Genomic DNA, 22,461 nt, shown 5'->3' with positions numbered 1-22,461 from the left:
ATCCGCCGGAAATCGGGCGGATTTGGCGTAGCCGACTGGTGGGCACGGGGTTTCGAGTTCGGCATGCGCTGTCGACTGGTTGGTGCTTGACTGCCGATGATGATGTTGGTCGGTGCTGGTGGAGGCTGGGGTCGTGGCGACGCGGATGTTCGCGGACGAGGAGTTGGAACGACTGCGGGGATTCCCGGAGATCAGCCGCGAGGAGCTGTTCCGGTACTTCACGCTGACGCCTGCGGATCTGGCGTTCGTGGATCCGGGCCGGGGCCGGGGCCCAGCCGAGCGGCTGGGCTTGGCGATCGCGTTGTGTACGCTGCCGTGGCTGGGATTCGTGCCGGATCGGCTGGTCACGGCTCCGCCGGTGGCGGTGGCTCGTGTCGCCGAGCAGTTGCGGTTGGATCCGGTGGTGATCGGTGCCTACGGCAGGCGAGCCAAGACCCGCACCGAACATGTGCGCCTGGCCGCGCGGTACCTGGGATGGCGTGCGGTCGGTGCGCTCGAGTTCAAGGAGCTCGATGAGTTCCTGCTCGCGCGGGCGATGGAGCACGATTCCCCGACTCTGCTGTTCCGGCTGGCGTGTGAGTATCTGATCTCGGCGAAGGTGATCCGGCCAGGCCCGGTCACCGTGGTCGAGCGGGTCGCCCACGCCCGCCACCAGGCCCAGACCGAAACCTATGACCGGCTCGCTCACGAGTTCACTGCGGCGCGGTGCGCGGAGTTGGACGGCTTGCTTGTCACCGACGCTTCGCTGGGGATCTCGCGGTTGCGGTGGCTGTCGACCGGGCCGGTGGAGGCCTCGGCGGCCGCGGTCCGCGCCGAGGTCGACAAGCTGGGTTTCCTGCGCGGGTTGGGCGCTGATCGGCTGGATATGTCGGTGCTGCCCGCCGAGCGGCGCCGGTTTTTGGCCACGATGGGCCGGCGCCTGAGTCCGCAAGCGCTGCAACGTCGGGATCCGCAACGCCGGTATCCGATCCTGCTCACGGTGCTGGCCCAGTCCGGCACCGATGTCCTCGATGAGGTCGTGGCGTTGTTCGATCAGGCGATCTCGGTGAAATTCGGTGCTGCCGAACGGAAGATGCAGCAGCGGCTGGCCGAACGAGGAAAGACTGGAGAGGACCGTCAGGCGCTGCTGGACGATCTGTTGGAAATCGTCACCGACCCCGGCGTTCCGGATGAGGAGATCGGTGCGCTGATCCGCGGCGAGAAGATCGGGTGGGAGCGCCTGCGCGCGGCGATCGCCCAGGCCAAGCCCAGGTTGCCGCGTGATCACGGGCATCTGGCGGCGTTGGATTCCTCCTACAACTACCTGCGTCAGTTCACCCCCGCGGTGCTCGAAGCGGTGCGCTTCTGCGGCGGTACCGCCGCGACCGAGTTGCTGATCGCGGTGAACATGCTGCGCGAGTTGAACGCGACCGGGCGGCGCAAGGTCTTCGATGACGCCCCGACCGGGTTCGTGCCGATGAAGTGGCGCGGCTACCTCGACGAGGCCCGCAAATCCGGCAGCGCGACCGCGTATCGGCACTACTGGGAGTTGTGTGTGCTGCTCGGATTGCGTGACGGGTTGCGCAGCGGGGATGTGTTCGTGCCGGGCTCGCGCCGTTACGCCGACCCGGCCGCCTACCTGCTCACCACCGGGCAGTGGGAACCGCAACGCGTTGAGTTCTGCGGCCTGGTCGGGCGATCCGCCGATCCCGGCGTCGCGCTGGCCACCGTGGTCGCCGAACTGCACGACGCTCTCGGTGAGCTGGAGGAGGTGCTGGCCGGCGGGGACGGCCCGGTCCGGCTGGACGAGGGCGGGGATCTGGTGATCTCGCCGCTGAGCGCGGAAGATGTTCCCGCCGAGGCGATCACGCTCAAGGCCGAGCTGACCGAAATGCTGCCGTTCGCGCCGATCGTGTCGCTGCTGATCGAGCTGGACAAACGCACCGGCTACCTGGACTGCTTCACCCACGCCGGCGGTCAGGCCACCCGGACGCCGGAGCTCAAACGCAACCTGATCGCGGTACTGCTGGCGCACTCGACGAACCTGGGGTTGACCCGGATGGCCGAGGCGTGCGGAATCACCTACGACATCCTGGCCTGGACCGACGAGTGGTATGTGCGCGAGGAGACCCTGCGCGCGGCCAACCTGGTACTGGTCGGCTACCACCAGCGGCTGCCGCTGACCGCGGTGTTCGGCGCCGGAACACTGTCGTCGAGCGACGGGCAGCGTTTCCCGACGCGCGGTAAGTCGACCACGGCGCGGCCGTTGAGCCGCTATTTCGCCAGCGAGGGCCTGTCGACCTACACCCATGTCAGCGACACCCACGCCACCTACGGCACCAAGGTCATCGTGGCGACCAAACGCGAAGCCCACTACGTGCTCGATGAGATCCTGGGCAACGCCACCGATCTGCCGATCACCGAGCACGCCACCGACACCCACGGGGTCACCCTGGTCAACTTCGGGTTGTTCGACCTGCTCGGGATGCAGCTCTCGCCACGGATCCGGGATCTGGGGCGGATCACCCTGTACCGGCCGGGCCCGCGCGCCGAGGCCGAGGCCCGGTTCCCGCACGCGGGCCCGCTGATGACCCGCAAGGCCAACCTGGGTTTGATCGCCGAGCACTGGGACGATCTGCTGCGGTTGGCCGGATCGCTGAAGTTCGGGCACGCCACCGCGTCGCTGTTGGTCGGCAAGCTGTCGGCGTCGGGGCGGCAGAACACCCTGGCCGCGGCGCTCAAGGAGTACGGGGCGCTGCGGCGCACCATTTACGCCGCGAGATACCTCTCCGATCCGGACTACCGGCGCAAGATCTCGCGGCAGCTCAACAAGGGCGAGTCGCTGCACGCGCTGCGCCGCGACCTGCTCTATGCCCATGAGGGGATGATCCGGGCGCGCCACCTCGAGGACCAGACCGAGCAGGCCTGGTGCCTGACCTTGACGACCAACGCTGTGATCGCCTGGACCACAGAGTATTACGGGTTCGCTGTCGAGCAGATGCGCCGGACCGGGCAGCGTATCGATGACGAGGTCCTGGCCCACATCAGCCCGGCGCACAGCGCCAACATCAACTTCTTCGGCGCGATCGAAGTCGACATCGACGCCGAACTCGCCGCCCTCGGCCCGACGGGCTACCGGCCGCTGCGGGTGCGCGACACCTTGTTCTGACCGCGCGGAACCGGGGCCCGTGGTTACGGCGTGGCGATGTCGATAGCGGTGTCTGCTGGCGTGGGTGTTCGGTGGGCGGTGAGGAAGTTGTCGACGAGCCGGGTGCAGTCGTCGTGGTCGATGCTGCGTAATCCGGTGAGACGGGCGAACACGATCGGGCCGAGGAGTTCGATGATGGCGAAGGTGGTGTCGAGCTCGCCGAGCATCGCGCGGGCCTCGGGACTGGTGAGGATCTGGTCGAACGGGTGGCGGTACTGCTCGATGACGCGCGCGCGCAGCGAGGTGACCGCGGCCGGGTCGGGGTGGTCCTCGCCGATGGAACCCATCGCCAGCCAGGCCAGGGTGGTCATCTGCACCGGAGCCTGTTCGATGAGGTCGGCCTGGCTGGCGAGCAGCGCCAGGAGCCGCTCACGCACGGGCCCGGTGCCGGTCGGTGTGTCGACCTGGGGAAGTAGTCGTTCGAAAGTCGCCGCGAGCAGCTGGGTGGTGCTGCCGAAGTGCCGGTAGAGGGTGGCGCGGGCGACCTTCGACACGCGGGTGACCGCCTCGACGGTGACCGCCTCGACACCGCCGGTGGACAGCAGATGGGTGGCCGCGTCGAGCAACCGGTTGCGTGAGCGCGCCAGTCGCGGATCGGCCTGCTCGTCGTCCGCGGCGAGCGGGTCGGTCGCCGCCGGGCCTGGGTCGGTCATGGACGCGCCTTCCTCCGAATTCGTGTCGTTGAACTCTTGATATGGGTGAACTCTATCCCACCCCCCAACCACTATGATACGAATGGTCTCGTACAGATACCGTTGGTCTTCAAAGTCGGGGAGGTGCCGGTGGCCACACCCGGAACGGACACTGTCGAGATCGCCCGCTGGACCAGGGCCCAGTGGTGGATGCTGGCGGTGTCGTGCCTGGCGGTGGCGCTGGTGGTCGCGGCGATGGCGGCGTTGTATTCGGCGTTGCCGCAGATCGCGCTTGCGACCGGGGCCACCCAAGCCCAGCTGACCTGGATCGTCGACGGCTACACGCTGGTGCTGGCGTGTCTGGTGCTGCCCGCCGGCGCCGTCGGTGACCGTTACGGGCGCCGCGTGGTGCTGGTGGTGGGGTTGGTGGTGTTCGCCGCCGCCTCGGCGCTGCCGCTGCTGCTGTCCGACCCGGCCTGGTTGATCGCGACGCGCGCGCTGGCCGGGGCAGGCGCCGCGCTGGTGATGCCCTCGACGCTGTCGATCCTCACTGCAGGGTTCGCCCCCGCTCATCGCGGCCGGGCGGTGGGGATATGGGCCGGGGTCGCCGGATCCGGGGCGATACTGGGGATTCTCGGTGCCGGGGTGCTGCTCGAACGATGGTCGTGGCTATCGGTGTTCGTAGGGTTGACCGTGGCCGGGGCGGTGCTGGCGGGGTTGGCGTGCACCATCGCCGAGTCCCGCCAGCGCGAGCATCCGCAGGTGGACTGGGTGGGCGCGGTGGCGGTGGCGGTCGCTGTCGCGGCGATCGTGTTCGCCGTGATCGAGTTCCCCGCGCGCGGCTGGGCCGACCCGCTCGTCGCCGCCGCCGCCGGGGTCGGCGTGGCCGCGACGGCGGCCTTCGTGGTCGTCGAGCTGCGCTCGGCGGCGCCGCTGCTGGATGTGCGGTTGTTCGCCCGCCGTGGTTTCGGTGCCGGGTCGCTGTCGGTGACCATCCAGTTCCTGGTCACCTTCGGGGTATTCCTGCTGCTTGTGCAGTACCTGCAGCTGGTCTTCGGTTACGGGCCGCTGGCCTCGGCGCTGGCGTTGGCGCCGATGGTGGTGCCGCTGGTCGTGATCTCGGTGATCGCGCCGTGGCTGTCGAGCCTGGTCGGGTTACGGGTGATGACCGTGGCCGGCCTGCTCACCATCGCCGCCGGGCTGGTGCTGGTGAGCCGGCTGACACTCGCCGCGCACTACCTCGACCTGCTGTGGCCGCTGCTGATCATGAGCGCGGGCCTGGGATTGTGCACCGCGCCGGCGACCTATGCCATCGTCGCCGACACCCCCGAGGCCAAACACGGGGTCGCCGCCGCGGTCAACGACGCCGCCCGCGAGATCGGCGCCGCGATCGGGATCGCCGTGGCCGGCAGCGTGCTGGCCGCCGGCTACACCCACCGCATCCAGCCCGCCCTGCCCCAGTTGCCCGAGCCCGCCCGCGGCCCGGTCGCCGATTCCCTGGCCGCGGCGCTGCAGGTCGCCGACCAGGCCGGACCGGTGGCCGCACCGCTGGCCGAGTTCGCCAAGGCCGCGTTCGTGCACGGCAGCGGCCAGGCCGCGCTCGCCCTGGCCGCCCTCACCACCGTCGGGGCGATCGTGCTGGCAGTACTGGCCCCCGGCCGCGCACCACGCCGCCGATACATCTCGACCATTTCCCCCGCAAAACACGCTCCCTTCTCGTGAAAGACGCCCGTCATGACGGCCTATCGCACGATCATCGTCGACACCGACGGATCCGACCGCTCCTACCGTGGGGTCGACCACGCCGCCGAACTCGCCCACGCCACCCACGCCCGGCTCCTGATCATCTACGCCCGCCACCACATCGACGCACGTGAGCTCGGGGCGGACCTCGACCGGCTCGGACCCGACGCCTACCAGCTACGCGGCACCACTCCCACCGAGGCCATCCTGCGGACCGCCCACCAGCACGCCCTCGCCCACGGCGCCACCGACATCGAAACCCACATCCTGTCCGAACCCGCCCCGCACGCGCTGCTGCACCTGGCCGCCGCCACCGGCGCCGACCTCATTGTCACCGCCGATCCCCACCGGCCACCGCTGCTGGCCCGGCTGCTGACTACCCCACCGATCGAGCTCGCCCGCAAAGCCCACTGCGACATCCTCTTCACCACCGCACGGTAGACACACCCCACAGAAAGCGCCCATGACCGAGAACACACCCAGCACCCATACACCCGAGCCCCGACAGGTCCCGGACTGGATTCCCGCCTTCCCTGTGCTCGCACCCGACTCCGCCGACCTGCCACCCCACCACGACCACTGCCTCGGCTGCGGACCGGCCAACCCCCACGGCCACCAGCTACGCGCCCGCCGCGACGCACACGGCGTCCACGCCCACCACCGCTTCGACTCTCGCCACGTCGGCGCCCCCGCGATCGCCCACGGCGGCGCGGTCGCCACCGTCCTCGACGAACTGTTCGGACTCCTGCTCTACACCGTCGGGGAACCCGCGGTCACCCGCCACCTTGCCATCGACTACCTCGCCCCGATCCTGCTCGACACCCCTTACACCCTCCGCGCCCACATCCACGCCCGCGACGGCCGCAAACTCCACCTGCAAGCCACCATCGAAAACGACCACGCCCACGTGATCACCACCGCCACCGCCCTGTTCCTCACCGTCGACGTCAACCACTTCCTCACCCACAACACACCCCCACACACCGATAACACCCCCTGACCCTGTTCCGTAACCGGATCGGCCACCGGAACACCACGCAGAGCCAACGTCGACCCAGCTCACCGGTGTTCCGTAGAGGTGTTCCGCTGACTGTGCCGGTCAACCCCCGCTATCTGGAACACTTTCGGCATGGGTGAGCCGTTCCGCGTCGGATACTGCCGCTGCTCCACCGACGAACAAGACGTCGAGATCCAAACCGAGCAGCTATTGGCGCTCGGAGTGCCGCGTGAGCGGATCTTCATCGACAAAGGGTTCTCCGGGACCACCCGCAAGAACCGGGCCGGGCTCGACAACGCACTCGCCGCCGTCACCTCCGCCGCGGCGGCCATCGACGGGCGACAGGTAGTGCTGACCACGCCGAAGTTCGACCGATTCGCACGCAACATGGCCGAAGCAGGCCAGACCCTGACCGAACTGCGCGAGCGCGAGGTGCTGTTCGGACTCGGGAGCTCGATCTACGACTGGAACGACCCGTTCGGCAAGCTCTTCCTGCAAACCTTGGCCATGGTCGCCGAATTCGAGGCCAACCTCAACCACCTACGCACCCGCGAGGGCATGGCCAAGGCCCGCGCGAAAGGCAGGCTCAAGGGCAAGCAGCCGAAACTTCCTCTCACGGCACGGAAAACAATCCACCGCCGCTACCACGACCCCGCCGACGACGCGAGCCTGGCGGACCTGGCCGAGGAATACAGCGTCGGCCGCTCCACCATCCACCGCATCGTCAGCAGTGCTGCACCACGAGCCTGAGAATTCACCAGCCTGTCGTCAGGATCCCGCTACTTTGCACTTCCTGACAACCTTGGGTTGCGGGCCCTTACGTCCCACACGAGTTCTGGCCCGAATCGGATCGTCGGCGAGCTGGGCGGATACGCCGCGCCCGCCAGGAGCCGGTGGCGAGACAGACGATCGTTTCGACCCAACAGGCCGAGCGGATCACCGACCGGGCACTACGCCATATCCGCCCGATTTTCGGCAAATGCTACGGCTACCCCACGTAGCGCCGGATCAGGGCGGCGAGCCGGGCCGGCACCATCGTCAGTCCCTCGATCTGCTGGTGCCGCTCGATCATCGCGACGAGATCGTAGAGCGCCCGAGCGGCGTCGCCTCGCGAGCCTTTCCGGACGGTGTCGAGCTTCCACCCGGCCAGGTCGTTGCGGTGCTCGAACACGATCGTCATCAGCGCACACAGGTCCCCGACGTCCTTCGCGGCGAGGCGAGAGCGCCAGGCGAGCGCCTTGAGGACGACGGCCGCCTCGAGGTCGGGGACCGGCACGTCGAAGACCACCGTGTCGTCGGTGGTCAAGCGCGCATGGACCCGCACCTCGAGCGGCTCGGACGACAGGGCCAACGCCAGCCCGGGTATGGCATCGAAACCGCGACCGTCGTGCTCGACCCTCTCCCACCGTCGGCCGCTGGTGCTGGGCACCAGCAGGTCGACGGCCAGGATTCCCTCCGAGCCCGAGGATGCTTCGTAGTGGTTGCCCCGCACCCGGCGGTACCCGCGTCGCACGAGGGCTTCGTGCAGGTCGGCGCCGGCGGCGACCACGGGGTCCATGCCGGCATCGGCGTCGGCGGTGACGCGGGCACTCTGTTCGGCGGTGGGGTAGACCCGGCCGAGAAGGTGCACCATGTGCCCGCCGATGACCCGGTAGTTGCTGCCGTGGGCGGCGGCTGCGAGATCCGCCAATGCGCGCAGGCCCCGATCGGCGGCGTTCGACGCCGCGAGGAGGTGCACCTCAGCCACGGAAGGTGCCCTCCTCGATCGCCCGGCGCAGGTGCCCGGCGGCTTCGCGGGCGTCGGGTCCGGGGCTGCGCAGCACATCGTGCGTCGCGATCACCGGATCGACCAGGATCACCGGCGCGTCGGACACCATACGGGCGGTGCGCCACAGCGTCGGATCGGCGGGGACGATCACCTCGAGGGTGTGTGCGCCGGCGGTCGCGGGCGTGAACCCGGCCGCGGTGAAGTCGAGGAACTGCGGGACGTAGAGCACGGCCCGGGCCGGCAGCCGCCACGGCGCATACACATCGGCGGCCACGTCGCCGCTCTGCAGCACGGGAACGCCGATCTCCGCACAGAATCGGGCCGCGTCGGTGGCCTGCCGGATCACCGGATCGAGCCCGTACCAGTACGTCGAGGCGCCGCCGGGGCCGGGATATTCGGTCAGGTGCTCGTCGAGCAGTTCGCTGCGGGGCTCGGCGATCCATCCGCCGGATCTGCGGTGCAGGTGCCGGCTCTGCCGCACCGCCAGGGAGACGGCCTGCTGGGTGACCTCGAGGGCGGCGGCCAGGTTCGGCTGGGTCATCGGATGCTCGGCCAGCAGCAGCGCCCGCTCGGTCGCCCATCGGATCCACGGTTTGCGGCCGCGGCCGGGGCGGACGGGCGGGGCCGGCGCCGGTGCGGGGGCCGGTACGTCGTAGCGGGTGCCCAGGACGATGAGCAGCTCTTCGTCGGGTGCGATCACATCGACCGCGCCGTCGTGGGCCAGAGCCCGCAGGTGCGCGGTGGTGCGGGGGGTCACCACCAGCAGGCGGGACTCGGGATGCTTGCTGCGGAGCTTCGCGAGGAGGTGCGGGGTGGGGGGTCGCGGCTGCACCGTGACGTGCGCGGCCACCTCACGGCCGTCGGGCAGGACCAGGTCCAGACCGTCCAACGAGCCCGCCACGATGCGGGCATCGGTGCGCCGCAGCAGGTGCAGAGCATCCGAGAGGGCATGGGATGCCGCGTCCATCTCCTACGCCCTTTCGTCGTCTACCAGCACATACAAGCATATACGGCAATAAACGTTTTAGCTTGTGCAGGAGAGGGTGGCGGCCACTGCTCACCACGGGGACGACACCGGTGCGCACCCCTGCGGCACGCGTGACCCGGCCGTACCGATCGGCCCATCCGTGGACGGTGTCCTGGGGGTCAGAGGCCGATCACCGTGCGGGCGGTGGCAGCGACCGCGGGACGGGGGCCGGTGAGTCGGCCGTGGCGGGTGGTGCCCGCGAGAAGTTCGAGGACGTCGAGGGTGGGGCTGGCGACGGCCGGAGCGCGCGACGGGCGGCCGTCGACGCGCCACCCCAGTGCCAGCAGCACAGCGCGGATCTCGGTGTGCCAGTGTTCGGCCGGGAGGCCGCTGGCGACGACCGCCAGGGCCGACCAGCCGGCGTGCCGGTCGAACTCGGTCCTGCCCACCGGCAGCCGGGACACGATGTGCTGCCACAGCGCCAGGGGCCGGTCCCGGTGTCGACGGGCGAGCGTGGTCGGCGTCAGCCGACCGTGCCGCACACGGAGCAGACCGAGTGCTCGCGCGCTGGTGCGCAGCTGTGCGAGCGGCCAGGTCAGGTCCTCGCGGTTCGCCTTGCCGATCCACCATCCGGTCAGACCGGTCCGGTCGGCGAGGTGCTCGACCAGTGTCGGCGGGAGGTAGCCGGCGCTGGTCAGCCGCACCCCGTCGCCGATCAGGTCGAGCAGCACGCGATACGGCTCGAGCAGGGCGGCGGCGTCGGCCTCGCCCACCTCGACCACCGGGTGCGCGGCCGAGCGGGCCAACAGCTGCGTCATCGTCGGGTCGCCGTGGCGTTCGAGGTGTGCGCGCAGCGCCGCCAGCTCCTCGGCCACCGGCACCGGCGCGGCCATCGCCGCCGCAACAGCGGCGGTGGCGTCGGCGGGATCGAACCGGTCGGGATGCCAGCCCAGTGGCAGCCAGCCGCGAGCGTGGTCGATGTCGTCGAACGGCGGCGGGACCGACGACGGGTCGCACCCGCCCCGCACCCACGCCGCCAGCTCCGCGTACCCCCACATGCCCCCGCAATCCTCGGGCGGACAGGCCATCCGACCGGCAGTACAGCGCACCGCGGTGGGCGGTTCGTCGAGGACCGCCTCCACCGCAAGCACGTGGTCCCAGCGGTCACCGAAGTCGTATTCGTACCACAGGCGATCCCCGGTGCCGGTCAGCAGCTGATCGAGCCGGACCGTCGATTCGAGCACGCCGTCGTCGCCGTCCTCGACGTCGAACGCGGTGACGAAGTGCGGGGAGCGGGGATCGCTCCCGGTGCGGAAGCGGTGCAGGTGGCCGTCGAGCCACCCCATCGCGGCCTGGATCACCACGTGCACCCGGTCGAGGGTCAGATCGCCGGGCAGCTCGAGGCGCCGCCACACCGGCGGCTTGGCACCGACCAGATCGAGCCGGACCCGGAAGCCGCGAAGGCGGGCCGGTGCCTCACCGACCACAGGGTCCGGGGTGCCCAGCATGTCGTCGAGCCACGCCGCCGCACCGTCGGCGCGGATCGCGTCCACCATCGCCTGGTGTTGCTGCGGGGGCAACGCGGCCATCAGCTGTTCGGCGCGCCGGCGGGCATCGTCTGAGGTCGCCACGACCACCAGTGAACCATCGATCGTGAGCGGCCTGCCGAGGCGACCGGCCGTCGAAGCGAAGTGCCCTGCCCGTCACCGGGATCGGTCTCGGCGCACAGCAGTGCCTCCTTCTCGTACGCCTCCTGGCCGTACCCGCCCCGCAGCGCGTCATCGATCGCCAGGACCGCTCGTACCGCGAGCGTCTCTGTTGGTCGAGCAGCGCATGCCCCGAGACAGCCTTCCGAGGACGATCGCGTAGCGCACGTTCGCGCTGTGCGTGGACTCCCACCAGATGCCCCGACCCGACGCGCACGCACCACGGCGCGTTGCACTGGTGCTCGCACACCACGTTCGGCTTGAGAGGTCCGTGCACCAGCTCCACCGAGAAACGATGCGCCAGCAGCGTTCGTTGCCGATTCTCGCGCTGGAGTCGAAGGCTGGACCATCGGGCGAAGGCCGCCCCCGACCCGATACCCACATGTCGGGGACGTGGCGACCTTCGCCCGAAACGCCGCGACGGTCGCAACGAGTTGTCCAGCACCCGCATCCGCCGTGGCTGATCCGGCGGCTCCGATGCGACGTACTCGACCTCGGCATCCGGGAACCCGAAGTCGAGCGACGGCTCGCCGGGGGCGCTCATGACAGGCGCAGCGTCACGACGCCGCGGTCACCGGCTGCTTGTCGTCGGCAGCAGGCGCCGGGGCCGGCGTAGCCGTCGCGGGTAGGGCGACGGTGCCGGACGCGGCCAGGTCGTCCTTCGCCTGCTCGATGAGTATCTTCGCCTCCCGGGTGCTCACGCCCAGCAGTGGCGCAAGTTCGGCGGACGACGCGTTCTCGCTGAACTCCACGATCGCCGACGCGTACTCGCGCAGCAGCGACGACTCCTGCTCCTGCTCTTCCGGTGTCAGGTGGGTGCCGGCCGATTTCGCTTCGGCCTGCACCGCCTCGATCTTGGCGGCGTACTCCTGCTGGATCTTCGCGATGCGACGATCGCGCGCCTTCTCCAGCTGCTCGATCTTGCGCTGCGGTGCGGCAGAGCGTGATTCGACCACCGCGTCGAGCTTCGCCAGCTTCGCCGCTGTGTCATGGATCGGCGCTGCCAACGATTCGAGTTCGGCCTGGCGTGCGAGGAACCGCTCTTTCTCGCGCCGGAGGTTCTCGCGCACGTTCGGGGTGGTGTGCGGGCGCAGGGAGCGGCGCGCTGCCGCCTTCGAAGACGTGGCCATGGCCCGGGAGTGTAACGGCTCGCCGCGGTTCCGCACGGCTTCACACTCGGCCGCCGCATCGCCGTGTCGATTCACAACTCTGGTCTCTCTCTTCCCGCCGGACCCCTCCCCTATTGCCCCCGTCGGCAGTCCCGTCACGTGCCCAGAACCGTCGAGGTTCTGGGCACGTTGGGGCTGACCTGTGGTCAGCCCCAAAAACTTCTACACACCTCATGCACTAAAGCTGCCACGTGGCATGATCATCTCCCGTGATGACCGTCCACAAGCTCCAAGCGGGGGACGGCTATGTCTATCTGACCAAGCATGTCGCGGCTGGGGATGCGACCGAGACCCGCAAGGCGGATGCGGTCGACTATTACGTCGCCAAGGGCACCCCACCGGGGGTGTGGTGCGGCAAGTTGGCAAAGAAGGTCGGTGTCGAGGTCGGCACCGAAGTCACCGAGGATGCGATGCGTTCGGTGTTCGGCGCCGCCCGCACCCCAAATGCTTTCGCGACCCGCCCGGGGAGGGGGTCGCCCCTGCAAGAACGCCTCGACTGGTCCGCAAGCACCGCTCTCGGGCGGGCGTTTTCGTGGTTCGAGAACAGCCAGGAGTACGTCAACGACGTCGAGGACCTGTGCAGCGCGTACAAGGGTCGGCACGGCGAGTACCCGGATGCAGAGACCAAGAAGGCGATCCAGTTCGCCACCGCCCGCAAGCACCTGCAGCGCTCGAACGGTGAGCGCGCCGACCTGCTCGGCGACGACGAGATCTGGACGTTCGTCGCCGAGCAGTACAGCAAGGCCCGTCAGCCGGTGGCCGGCTACGACCTGGTGTTCACCCCGATGAAGTCGATCTCGTTGCTGTGGGGTCTCGGGGACGAGAAGGTCAAGGCCGCGGTCGAAGAAGCGCACAGGCAGGCCGTGGACGAAGCATTGGCCTGGATCGAAAACGAGGTGATCTACACCCGCCGCGGCAAGGGCGGCGAGCGCAAGATCAAGGCCGAAGGGCTGTTGATCGCCCGGTTCGACCACTTCGACAATCGCGCTGCGGACCCGAACCTGCACACCCACAGCGCGGTGCTCAATCGCGTCTATGCCGAGGGCCGCTGGACCACCATCGACGGCTCGATTCTCTACAAGGCGAACGTCGCGGCATCGGAGAAGTACAACACCCGCGTGGCCGATCTGGTGGCCCGCAAGCTCGGCGTCACCTTCGCCCCCCGGCCCGATACACCGGTCGGCAAGCAACCGGTCTACGAGGTAGACGGCATCCCGTTATCCCTCATCGAGGAGTTCTCCCGCCGGGCCGCCATCGAGGCACGCCAGGAAGAACTGGCCCGCGAGTACAAGACCCGCTACGGCAAGAATCCACCGAAGAAGGTGCAGTACGCCCACGCGCAACAGGCCACCCTCGACACCCGCAACGCCAAGAACCCACCCCGCTCGTTGGCCGAACTGCGGGCCGAATGGCGCGAGCGCGCCGAAGCGATCCTCGCCGGAAACAGTCCCGGCGAGCTGGTCGACTCCGTCCGCGGTGCGCGTGATCGCCGCCCGGAACTGGCACCCGAGCAGGTGCCCACTCTGGTGAACGAGGTCGTCGACACGCTCTCGCACAAGGTCGGGTCGTGGACGGTGTTCTCGGTGACCGCCGAGATCGAGAGACGACTGCGAGAGTTCAGTTTCGCCGACGACGAGCAGCTGCGAGCCATCCACGATGACGCGCTCGAACTCGCCCTGCGCGACTACTGCCTGCCCATCGACGTCGAGGAATACCACCTGCCCGAGCGGATCAGCGACCGCATCGAGCGGGGACGGCGGCGCAGTCTGCTGGTCGATCGCGCGCAGATGCGCTACACCGCGCAAGCGGTTCTCGACGCCGAGGACTTCATGCGCCGGCAGGCCGAGACCGGCGACGTGCACACCGTGGCCGAGCGGATCATCCGCCGCACGTTGCGCCGGATCGAGCAGGCGAACGGGCACGAGCTCGGGGCCGATCAGCTCGCGCTGATCACCCACTTCCTCACCGCCCGCACGCGTGTGGCCGTGGCGGTCGGTGCGGCCGGCGCCGGCAAGACCACCGCGGCCACCGTGATCGCCCGCGCCTGGGAAGCCGTCAACGGCAACGTCCTCGCCCTGGGGCCGTCGGCCCGGGCCGCCGAAGTGCTCGGTGAGGAAATTTCGGTGGAGGGACGCACCATCGCCGATGTACTCACCCGCCACCGTGTCGGCATCCCGACCGGCATCGGCAGGGGTGATCTTCTGCTGGTGGACGAGGCGGGCATGGCCTCGGCCCGCGACCTGGCCGACCTGACGCGCATCGCCACCGACGCCGGGGCGGTGGTGCGGTTGCTGGGAGATCCGCAGCAGCTCGCCTCCGTCGAAGCCGGTGGCGTGTTGCGGGATCTGGCCGATCGCACCAACGCCCCGTTCCTGCGCAAAGTCCACCGGTTCGCCACCGACGGCGAGGCCGAGGCGAGCCTGCAATTGCGCACCGGCGATGTGACGGCGCTCGAGTGGTACGACGAGAACGACCGCGTCCGGCAGGGCATGGCACACGAGCTGGCCGATCTGGTCTTCGCCGCCTACGTCGCCGACGTCGAGGCCGGGCAGGTCGCCTTGATGGTCGCCCCGACCAACGATCTGGTGCGCCAGCTCAACGAGAAGGCCGCCGCCTACTACCGCGGGGTCGGCACCGTCACCGGCCCCGGCATCGTCCTCGCCGACGGTCTCGAAGCCGCGGTCGGGGACGTGGTGGTCACCCGGAAGAACAACTCCAAGTACGTCGTGACCGGCTCCGCCGGCAACACCTCGGGCCGGGTGAAGAACGGCGACCTGTGGACCGTCGCCGCAATCGGTGACGACGGCTCGCTGCGGCTGCGCAACAACATCAGCGGCGGCCAGGTCACCGTCGCCGCCGACTACATCACCGACAACGTGCAACTCGGCTACGCGACCACGGTGCACCGCTCCCAGGGCATGACGGTGGGAAGCTGCCACGTGCTCGCCGGAGCGAACATGGACCGCCAGTCGCTGTATGTGGCGCTCAGCCGCGGCAAGAACACCAACATCGTCTACGCCGCCCACGACGAGCTGCCCGACTGGGACTTCGAACATCACCCCGACGAGCATCCCGGCGCGATGGGTCTGCTCGCGAAGATCATCGCCCGCGACGGCTCGCAGCGCACCGTGCATCAGATGATCGAGGACGAACAGCGCAAGGCCGCGTCCTGGTCGACGATCACCAACAGCTACATGCTGGCCGTCGGGGAGCTGTACGAGGACTACACCGAACAGCTGCTCAGCCGGATCCTCACCGACGAGCAGTTCGGCTGGGTGCACGGCCTCGGCGGATGGGATCAGATCGTCACCTCCGTCGCCCAGTCGGAAACCTTCGGCTGGGACACCGAGGCTCTGCTGCGCCAGGCAGCGTCGGTGATGAGCGCCGAAGGCAAGGCCGGGCGGATCGACACCGACCGCAACTCCCCCGGCCGGGTCATCGCCCGCGCCCTGAAAGAGCGCATCGATGCCGAGGACGCAGCGCAGCTGCCACGCCGCCGCACCGACGCGGTGGCCGCCTACCGCGTGCCCGCGTTGACCGAGGCCGCGGCCGAAGCGGATCCGATCCTCGCCGCCTACGCCCGCTCGTGCGAGCAGCAGATGCACGCGTTCATCGACTCCTACACCACCACCGCACTCGAACGCAGCGCCCCGTGGATCGTCGCCGTCGGCCAGCGGGGAACGGACCCCCGTCGGGTGCGCCGGTGGGAAACCACGGTGCGGGAGATCGCGATCTCGCGGGTGCTCGCCCACGCACCCGACGACGAGAACGATCCGATGGCGCACCTCCGCGAAGCCCGGAAGACAGCCCTCACCGCGAACATCGCACGGTTGCATCGGCCCGAACAGGCCACCGACGAGGTGGTCGGCCCGTACGCCCGCTACACCGACGCCGAACTGAATTCGGCACGGGCGCTCAGCCGGGGCCGGCTCACCGAAGACGCGATGCTGCTGTCGCTGGCCAAGGACGAGCTCGACCGGGCACGAGGCGAGGCGTCCGCTCTCGGAGCCGTCGAACGGTCCCTGGCGCAGGTCGAGATCGACGAACGCAACATCGCGGCGGTGCGTGCTGCCCGCGCCTGCCTCGACGCCCTGACTCGTTCCCCGCAGGCCACCGAACAGCAGATCGATGCTGCCCGCGCCGCCGTGGCCGCAGCCGAACAGGTGGCACCACTCGAGCGTCGCTGGGCCGTGATCGAACGCGGCGCCCAGCACTACCGGGCTGCCGAAGCTGCCAAGGCCCGCGCCCGCGCCACCGACGACCAGGCCCTCGGCCGGATCACCGACCGCATCACCCGACTCGACGAGTCGATCGCCACCGAACGCACCATCCTCGGTCAGATCGACGCCGAACTCGCCCGCCGCAACGCCGGCGGAACCGACTACACCACCGGCAACCCGACGCGACAGACCCAGGTGGACTCGTCGGCGAACGCCCCAATCGACCGCGACCCGCTCGAACACGACAACGGTCCAGAACGGGAACTGTAGGCCCGGCGGCTGCGAGCACATCCGAACAGCACAAGGAGAACAACGATGGCGGACAACGACCAGAAGCGACGGTTTCTGCGCAACCGCGGACGGTCGGCCCACCCCACCGACGCCTCGATTCCGCCGTCCTCGGAGACCGCGGCCCCGGCCGGTGTGCCGGCGGTGCCGCAGCGCAGGCCGGCCAGGGCGCAGGCCACCCAGGACGTTGTCGACCTCGTGGGTTTTCTCCGTGCAGCGGAGAATCGACGCGCTCAGGGCCGGCCGGCACCCACACCGAAGTCGATGCGCGACGTTCTCGGTGCGTTCCGTGGACAGCCCGCGCAGCAGACCTCCATCCAGGTTCTGGCAGCGGCAGCGACCACTCGACACCTGGGCGCGCAGGCGCAGAACACCCGCAGGTGGGAACGGTTGGCGCAGGAGAATGCTGCGCGACTCGAAGCGCTGCGAGCACAGCAGTACCGCCAAGAACAGCAGCGGTACGTGCAGGTGCAGATGCGCCCGGACGAGATCGACCGGCGCATGGCCGAGAAAGAAGCCGCCGACCGGAACAGCGACAAGCGCGTCTTCGACGCCGCTGCGGCGGTCGCGTTGAGCTACGCTGCGGCCAAGAGTGTGCCGTCGTTCGACAAGCTCGCCGACCTGTCCGCCCAGCACCTCGAGGTGGTCGAACCCATCGCGGACGTGCCGGCCTCAGGGGCCGAAGCCTTCGCCCGCGCTGCCGACGCCGACACCGTAGAGATGAACTTCGACAAGGACGCGGACAGGTCGCCGGCGCCCGGCGGCCCCGATGCACGCACCGAACCGGTGGTCGACGGCCACGAAGCGGATGTGTCCGACCAGCTCGAACGGGTCGAAGCGCCCGCACCCACGGACCGCGGGGATCTGGGCAGGATCGGGGCGGTGCTCGAGTCCGCCGGCCGGGGTCTGGCCACCGCGGTCGGCCCGATCAACGGTGACGACGAAGTCGCCCCTCCCCTGTCTCCGGTCGACCTGAACCAGCTCAGTCAGGAACTGCTCGATGCGATCGGTGCTGCGATGAGCAGTCACCCCCGGTCGGTGGCCGAGATGCTCAACATCGAACGCCGACCCGACCACACCAACGAGGCCGCGTTTGTTCCCGCGATGGGTATCGAACACAGCCAGGAAGCAACACTCAGTTGCTGATCGTGATGGCTATGCCGTGCCGGGCAGATCCGGAACCGAGGGCAGGACTGCGCGAGCCTGATTGGATCGCTCAGCGAGTGCCATCAATCTGTAGAGGAAGTGGCCGCTACGAGTCTGAGCATCTCGCTCTCCAGAATGGCCACGGCTTCGCCTTCGCGCGCGTTGGAGTCCATGTGCGCTCCTATTCGGAGAAAGGACGCTCCGGTGTCCTGCGGCGGCGGGGAGCTCAGACCTGCTTCGGCACACCGAGGTGGACATGAAACGGCTGTACAGTCCACCTATCATGGGAAGGGCCAGGGCCGAGTGTGGGAAGTCAGAGTAGGGGTGGGACAGATGAGCGTCGTCACGCCGAAGACCCTGCGTCAACAGCTCGTGCAGTCCGCGGTCCTGGACAAGATCGTGACCAGCGGCATCTCGATCGACACTGAACCCGTGCGCCGCAGCCTCCAGACGATCCGCCGACAGGTCAACCGCAGTCCGCTGATGGACCGCTACATCGATCGCTGGGACAGGATCGTCCGCGACAACGATATCGACGGTATCCGCAAGATCGTTGAGTCGGACGATGACACCAGCCGGGAGATGCGGAATCTGTCCCCGCTGTCGGTGCTGCTCAGCGAGGACGAACGCCGACGCGTGCTCACCGAGTTCGGAACCCGGTTCAAAGCCGGCACGACACGGTGAATCGGGAAGAACTCGGTCGCGCGATCAAAGCTGCGTGCGCCAATCTCGACGAGCCTCGTGTGATCGTCCTCGGCTCTCAATCAATCCTCGGTAGCTTCGACACCGATGAGCTGCCCCCTGCGACCTTCCTGTCCCGTGAAGTCGATATCCTGCCGTTGAGTGGGATCACGGACCCGCCCTCGGTCGAGGACAAACTTCTGTTGCTCGATGCCCGGCTCGGCGAGGACTCCCCTTTCCACACTGCCTTCGGTTTCTACGTCGAAGGTATCCACAAGGACGTCGTGGTCCTGCCGACGAACTGGGGCAATCGGCTCGTCCACTTCGTTGTCGACGACGACGCATCCAGCCTGTACGGCCGGGCCGGGCTGTGTCTGGACCCGGTGGATCTGTGTGTGGCCAAGACGATCGCCGGTAGAGAAAAGGACTACGAGTTCGTCGCGGCACTTGTAGCGGAACAACTCGTCACGGCCGCCGACATCCAGGCCCGGATAGCCGGCGGCATCGACTGGCCGCCGACCTACACCGAAAACAAGGAACGATCCCTTGCCAGGGCTCAGAGCTGGCTGGACTATCTGTCGAGTTCGGCTGCGGTGCGTCCCGGCGGAAGCGCCACCACACCCACGTCACCGCCGACGGCTGGACCCGACATCACTGCTGCACTCCTCGGGCATCCGCGCCCGATCAAGCAGATGTTGAGTCGAAGGACCCGAGAGCCGAACAGCGCGGGACCGGAGCTTCCCGATGACGGCCCTGTACGAGAGGCAGGGCCCGACCTGTCGCGTTGACGGCCTCGCCGTCGGCGAGGCAGCTGTGTTCGGCATCGACCGTATCCATGAGATGCAGCACGAAGGAACGACATACGCTCGATCCTGCTCTCATCACTCATCGTTCGTTCTGCCTCGAGAGTGCGTCGAGGACCGTTGGCGGTACGGGATCGGAGGGCATGGCCGGCCAGCCCATGAAGCTGCGGTCGGCTTTGGCGTTGGCCATCGGTCCGGTGTCGCCGTCGAGGATGACCCGCAGGTGGGGTTCGAGGTGCTGTATCCACCAGGAGGACATGGCGGACATCGAGTCCGAGGCGCGTGCTTCTTCCCATGCCTGGTGCAGTGCGGCCAGTCGGGCGAGGACCTCGGGGTAGGCCCACCACCGCGGGTCCCAGGACATGCCGCCGTCGTTGTCGCTGATGCGGCGGCGGATCACCGGCAGGAAGAACCCTTCGACGAACTCGACGACATTGGCGAAGGCCGGCTCGATGATCGCTTCCTCGGTGTCGTCGGGCTCGTCCTGGTAGTCCTGCGCGACAGTGTCGTCGTACGCGTCGCTGTCGGGTGCTTCGTTGTTTGTGTCCCACGCCTGGGATGCGGCGGTGTCGAGGGCAACCATGATGTCAGTCCTTCGTCAGAAATTCGGAGTGGAAGAGCGCGTGGGCGCGAGATTCGGTGGTGGGCTCGGGGCCGGTGACCGTCGGTGGCTCGCCTGCGCAGTGTTTGTCCAGCAGCACCGTGGCCACGGGTTCGGGCTGGTCGGTGTATCCGACCGGCAGCGCTTTCTGCCCCGCTGCGGCGAGCTGCTTGCTCTCGCGCTGGGACTGGCGGATCGCCTCGGCGAACGGTGAGTCGCCCCAGAAGGCTTTGCGGACCAGGATCGGGGTGGAGCCACCGATCGTCACCAGCGCACGGGTTTTCGGCAGTGCCCGCAGGTCCCGCTTTTCGAAGATGGTTTCCTTCTGCCAGCTGCTCGACACGCTCGCCTGACCGCCGCTTGTGAAGAAGCCGGCGGGGCGACTGCGGGATTCGGTGTCGACGTAGTGGGTGCCGACGGCATCGACCAGGCCGGACAGGAACGCGTCGTCTTCGACGTTGCCGCCGTACCAGATCACGCTGCACGCATCGACCATGGCCTTGAAGGCTTCGCGGCCCCAGACCTTCTCCCCTTGGGAGGGGGACTGGAAGAAGGTGATGAGGATGATGCCGCGGCCACCGAAGTGCGAGTACCAGCGGGGCAGGTCTTCGAGCTTGCAGATGTTGGCGGCCTCGTCGAGCACCGCCGTCAACGGGATCGGCATCCGCTCCGAGTCCTGCCGCTCGGAGTATTCCTCCGCGCAGGTGAGGATCTGCCCGACCAGGGCACTCGAGATCGCCGAGGACGAGCCGGGCCCGTCCTTGGACAGCGCATACATCGTGTCGGTGCGGGCGACGAACTCGTCCGCAAGGAACTCCGGCAGGTCGTGGACCTGCTGACCCGGTGCGATGGTGACCTGACCGTGGGTGTCGGTGCCGATGACCACCCGCCGGTTCGGCAGGACCGCCTCGGCGTAGCGAGGCTCGTCCAACGGGGACAGAAAACGGCGGGCCATGTCGTAGAAGCCGTCACGCTGCTTGGCGTTGACGGCCTGCTTGCCGCGCATCGTGCGGGCCAGCTCCGGGTAGCCGTGCTGCTCGAGCACCGCCGGGGGGATCTGCGACTGGGTGTGGGTCAGCCACTCGATGACATGCCGGATGTCCCCGCCGGCCAGGGCGGCGGCGAGCAGGTAGGAGGCGAACAGGTCCCGGGCGTTGCCGTCGAAGTAGGCATCGACCCGGGCACCGGCATCGGTGGCGGCGGAGATGAAGTAGCCGCACACCGCCGCAGCAGAGGGCAGGTCGGTGACCGTGCGCAGCGGATCGAACCAGAAGCTCGCTCGCTGCTGCCGGTTGCCGGTGCTCACTCCTTGCAGGTCGAACACCCACACCCGCCCGCTCTGGCGGCGGAGACCGACGGTGTGCGAGTACACATCGCCGCGGTTCGAGGCCACCAGCGCGGCCCCCGGGGCGTGGCAGATCGCCGGGATCGCGAAGCCGGCGGATTTGCCCATCCGGGCACCGGCGAACGCGATGGCCACGAACTCCCAGGTCATCCGCACGGTGCGACCCCCGACCACCGTGTGCCCGAGGGGGATACCGAGATAGCCGGGATGATCTTTCGGGATCGCAGGGGCAAGCCGGTCGGTGCTGGCGGCGAGGTACGTCGGGTCGGCCTCGTCGACCTCCCGCGGATCGACCATCGTGCGAGCGAGACGATCGATCTGCTTCTCGAAGCGTGTGCCCTGAAGGTTGTCGAGCACCCCGAATCGGCGCAGCGCCCACCACCCGGCCCCCGCCAGGGCGGCGCCCAGGACGAGCTCGACGCCGAGGATGATGGTTGCCCCGGCCGGCCAGCTCGTCGACCCGAAGGCCAAGGCGAAGATCAGGCCGATGGGGTTCCAGGTGGGGTGGTTTCCCCCGCCGGTGTTGTAGGCGATCGTCGGCAGATACGCCACGACCACCAGGACGGGAAGTGCCTTGAGGAACACCTCGTCGGCGCCCGAGGAGGTGCGGGGCCGATCGCGTCGCGTCTGTGCCATGGTCGTGCGCCCTTCTACTGCTGGAATCGGTAGTCGGTCAGGCGCCACCCGTCGTCGGTGCGGACGGTGGTGGTGCGCCAGGTCTGCGGGGTCAGGCGGGTGCTGCGCCCGCCGGCGTGCAGCACCGTCTGGGTGCAGGTGACGTCGATGACGACGGTGCGCATCCCGACCGGGGCCGCCGGGGTGGTGTCCGAGTGGGCGCAGACTGCCGTCACGGCGTCTTTTGCCGCTGCCCACTGTTGCCAGTCCGCATCCGGGCGTACCTCGGCGCGGGTGCCGGAGTCGGCGACGGCGAGCAGGTCCCCGCCGAGATACGCCGTGGCCCGGATCAGGGCGTCGGTCTTGCTCTCGTCGAGCGCGGGCTGCCAGGACAGGATCATCTGCATCGCCGTGATCGCGGTCTGGTCGGCGCCCGTCTGCTGGGGCGAGAGCGGCTCGATCACCTGGTGGTCGTCGCTGCCCTCATGCACGTGCTGGCCGTCGGTGGTGTCGTTGCCGCAGCCGGCCAGGGCGACGGCGGCCGCGGTGCACACCGCCGCGACGGTGATGCGTGTGATCCTCACGGGCTTACC

Annotated in this window: 17 protein-coding genes; 9 read left to right on the top strand and 8 right to left on the bottom strand. The window is 68.8% G+C overall.

Annotated elements, in window-relative coordinates; translation table 11 throughout:
* Positions 1–133 precede the first annotated feature (133 nt).
* Positions 134–3,148 (top strand): Tn3 family transposase, encoded by a 3,015-nt coding sequence (locus KXC42_RS25630; protein WP_219130629.1) that lies wholly within the window; start codon positions 134–136, stop codon positions 3,146–3,148.
* A gap of 23 nt (positions 3,149–3,171) precedes the next feature.
* Here the strand turns inward: KXC42_RS25630 and KXC42_RS25625 are convergent, their stop codons facing one another.
* On the bottom strand, positions 3,172–3,840 hold the full coding sequence (locus KXC42_RS25625) for a TetR/AcrR family transcriptional regulator (RefSeq protein ID WP_006554624.1): 669 nt from the start codon (positions 3,838–3,840) through the stop codon (positions 3,172–3,174).
* Positions 3,841–3,969: 129 nt separating this feature from the next.
* Between KXC42_RS25625 and KXC42_RS25620 the strand changes: the two genes are divergently transcribed.
* From KXC42_RS25620 to KXC42_RS25605, 4 genes are all read left to right on the top strand, one after another.
* Positions 3,970–5,541 (top strand): MFS transporter, encoded by a 1,572-nt coding sequence (locus KXC42_RS25620; protein WP_039583601.1) that lies wholly within the window; start codon positions 3,970–3,972, stop codon positions 5,539–5,541.
* Between the two features lie 12 nt (positions 5,542–5,553).
* Positions 5,554–6,003, top strand: coding sequence for a universal stress protein (locus KXC42_RS25615; RefSeq protein WP_033098578.1), 450 nt, complete (start codon positions 5,554–5,556; stop codon positions 6,001–6,003).
* A gap of 22 nt (positions 6,004–6,025) precedes the next feature.
* A complete protein-coding gene (locus KXC42_RS25610; protein WP_006553199.1) occupies positions 6,026–6,562 on the top strand; it encodes a PaaI family thioesterase in 537 nt (178 codons plus the stop codon).
* Between the two features lie 129 nt (positions 6,563–6,691).
* Positions 6,692–7,309 (top strand): recombinase family protein, encoded by a 618-nt coding sequence (locus tag KXC42_RS25605; RefSeq protein WP_006553200.1) that lies wholly within the window; start codon positions 6,692–6,694, stop codon positions 7,307–7,309.
* A 238-nt stretch (positions 7,310–7,547) separates the two neighbouring features.
* Here the strand turns inward: KXC42_RS25605 and KXC42_RS25600 are convergent, their stop codons facing one another.
* The 4 genes from KXC42_RS25600 to KXC42_RS25585 form a co-directional block, all read right to left on the bottom strand.
* Positions 7,548–8,306 carry a hypothetical protein gene (locus tag KXC42_RS25600; protein WP_219130628.1) on the bottom strand — a complete coding sequence of 253 codons (759 nt, stop codon included), beginning with the start codon at positions 8,304–8,306 and terminating at the stop codon, positions 7,548–7,550.
* Positions 8,299–9,294 (bottom strand): hypothetical protein, encoded by a 996-nt coding sequence (locus tag KXC42_RS25595; RefSeq protein ID WP_219130627.1) that lies wholly within the window; start codon positions 9,292–9,294, stop codon positions 8,299–8,301. Before KXC42_RS25595 ends, KXC42_RS25600 begins: the two co-directional genes overlap by 8 nt.
* A gap of 179 nt (positions 9,295–9,473) precedes the next feature.
* Complete coding sequence (locus KXC42_RS25590; RefSeq protein WP_257606253.1) at positions 9,474–10,925, bottom strand: plasmid pRiA4b ORF-3 family protein; 1,452 nt, start codon at positions 10,923–10,925, stop codon at positions 9,474–9,476.
* 632 nt (positions 10,926–11,557) lie between these two features.
* The gene (locus tag KXC42_RS25585; RefSeq protein WP_219130626.1) at positions 11,558–12,130 is read right to left on the bottom strand and encodes a hypothetical protein; all 573 of its coding nucleotides are present in this window, start codon (positions 12,128–12,130) and stop codon (positions 11,558–11,560) included.
* A gap of 251 nt (positions 12,131–12,381) precedes the next feature.
* Between KXC42_RS25585 and mobF the strand changes: the two genes are divergently transcribed.
* From mobF to KXC42_RS25565, 4 genes are all read left to right on the top strand, one after another.
* Positions 12,382–16,659, top strand: coding sequence for a MobF family relaxase (gene mobF, locus KXC42_RS25580; protein ID WP_219130625.1), 4,278 nt, complete (start codon positions 12,382–12,384; stop codon positions 16,657–16,659).
* 45 nt (positions 16,660–16,704) lie between these two features.
* Positions 16,705–17,823 (top strand): hypothetical protein, encoded by a 1,119-nt coding sequence (locus tag KXC42_RS25575; RefSeq protein ID WP_219130624.1) that lies wholly within the window; start codon positions 16,705–16,707, stop codon positions 17,821–17,823.
* 333 nt (positions 17,824–18,156) lie between these two features.
* Positions 18,157–18,507, top strand: a complete 351-nt coding sequence (locus KXC42_RS25570) for a hypothetical protein (RefSeq protein WP_029547237.1) — start codon at positions 18,157–18,159, stop codon at positions 18,505–18,507.
* 59 nt (positions 18,508–18,566) lie between these two features.
* On the top strand, positions 18,567–19,292 hold the full coding sequence (locus KXC42_RS25565) for a hypothetical protein (RefSeq protein ID WP_257606252.1): 726 nt from the start codon (positions 18,567–18,569) through the stop codon (positions 19,290–19,292).
* 97 nt (positions 19,293–19,389) lie between these two features.
* On the opposite strand, the gene KXC42_RS25560 is transcribed toward KXC42_RS25565, so the two are convergent.
* From KXC42_RS25560 to KXC42_RS25550, 3 genes are read right to left on the bottom strand one after another with little or no spacing between them, the layout of a single operon-like run.
* Positions 19,390–19,890 (bottom strand): DUF4913 domain-containing protein, encoded by a 501-nt coding sequence (locus KXC42_RS25560; protein WP_010596717.1) that lies wholly within the window; start codon positions 19,888–19,890, stop codon positions 19,390–19,392.
* Between the two features lie 4 nt (positions 19,891–19,894).
* Positions 19,895–21,889 carry a type IV secretory system conjugative DNA transfer family protein gene (locus KXC42_RS25555; protein WP_219130622.1) on the bottom strand — a complete coding sequence of 665 codons (1,995 nt, stop codon included), beginning with the start codon at positions 21,887–21,889 and terminating at the stop codon, positions 19,895–19,897.
* Positions 21,890–21,903: 14 nt separating this feature from the next.
* Positions 21,904–22,452 (bottom strand): hypothetical protein, encoded by a 549-nt coding sequence (locus KXC42_RS25550; RefSeq protein WP_219130621.1) that lies wholly within the window; start codon positions 22,450–22,452, stop codon positions 21,904–21,906.
* Between the last annotated feature and the right edge of the window lie 9 nt (positions 22,453–22,461).

This window comes from Rhodococcus sp. LW-XY12 (assembly GCF_019317345.1).
Classification (GTDB): Bacteria; Actinomycetota; Actinomycetes; order Mycobacteriales; family Mycobacteriaceae; genus Rhodococcus; species Rhodococcus pyridinivorans.
The sequence above is the reverse complement of the archived record's forward strand: the minus strand, read 5'-3'. Positions and strand labels throughout refer to the sequence as shown.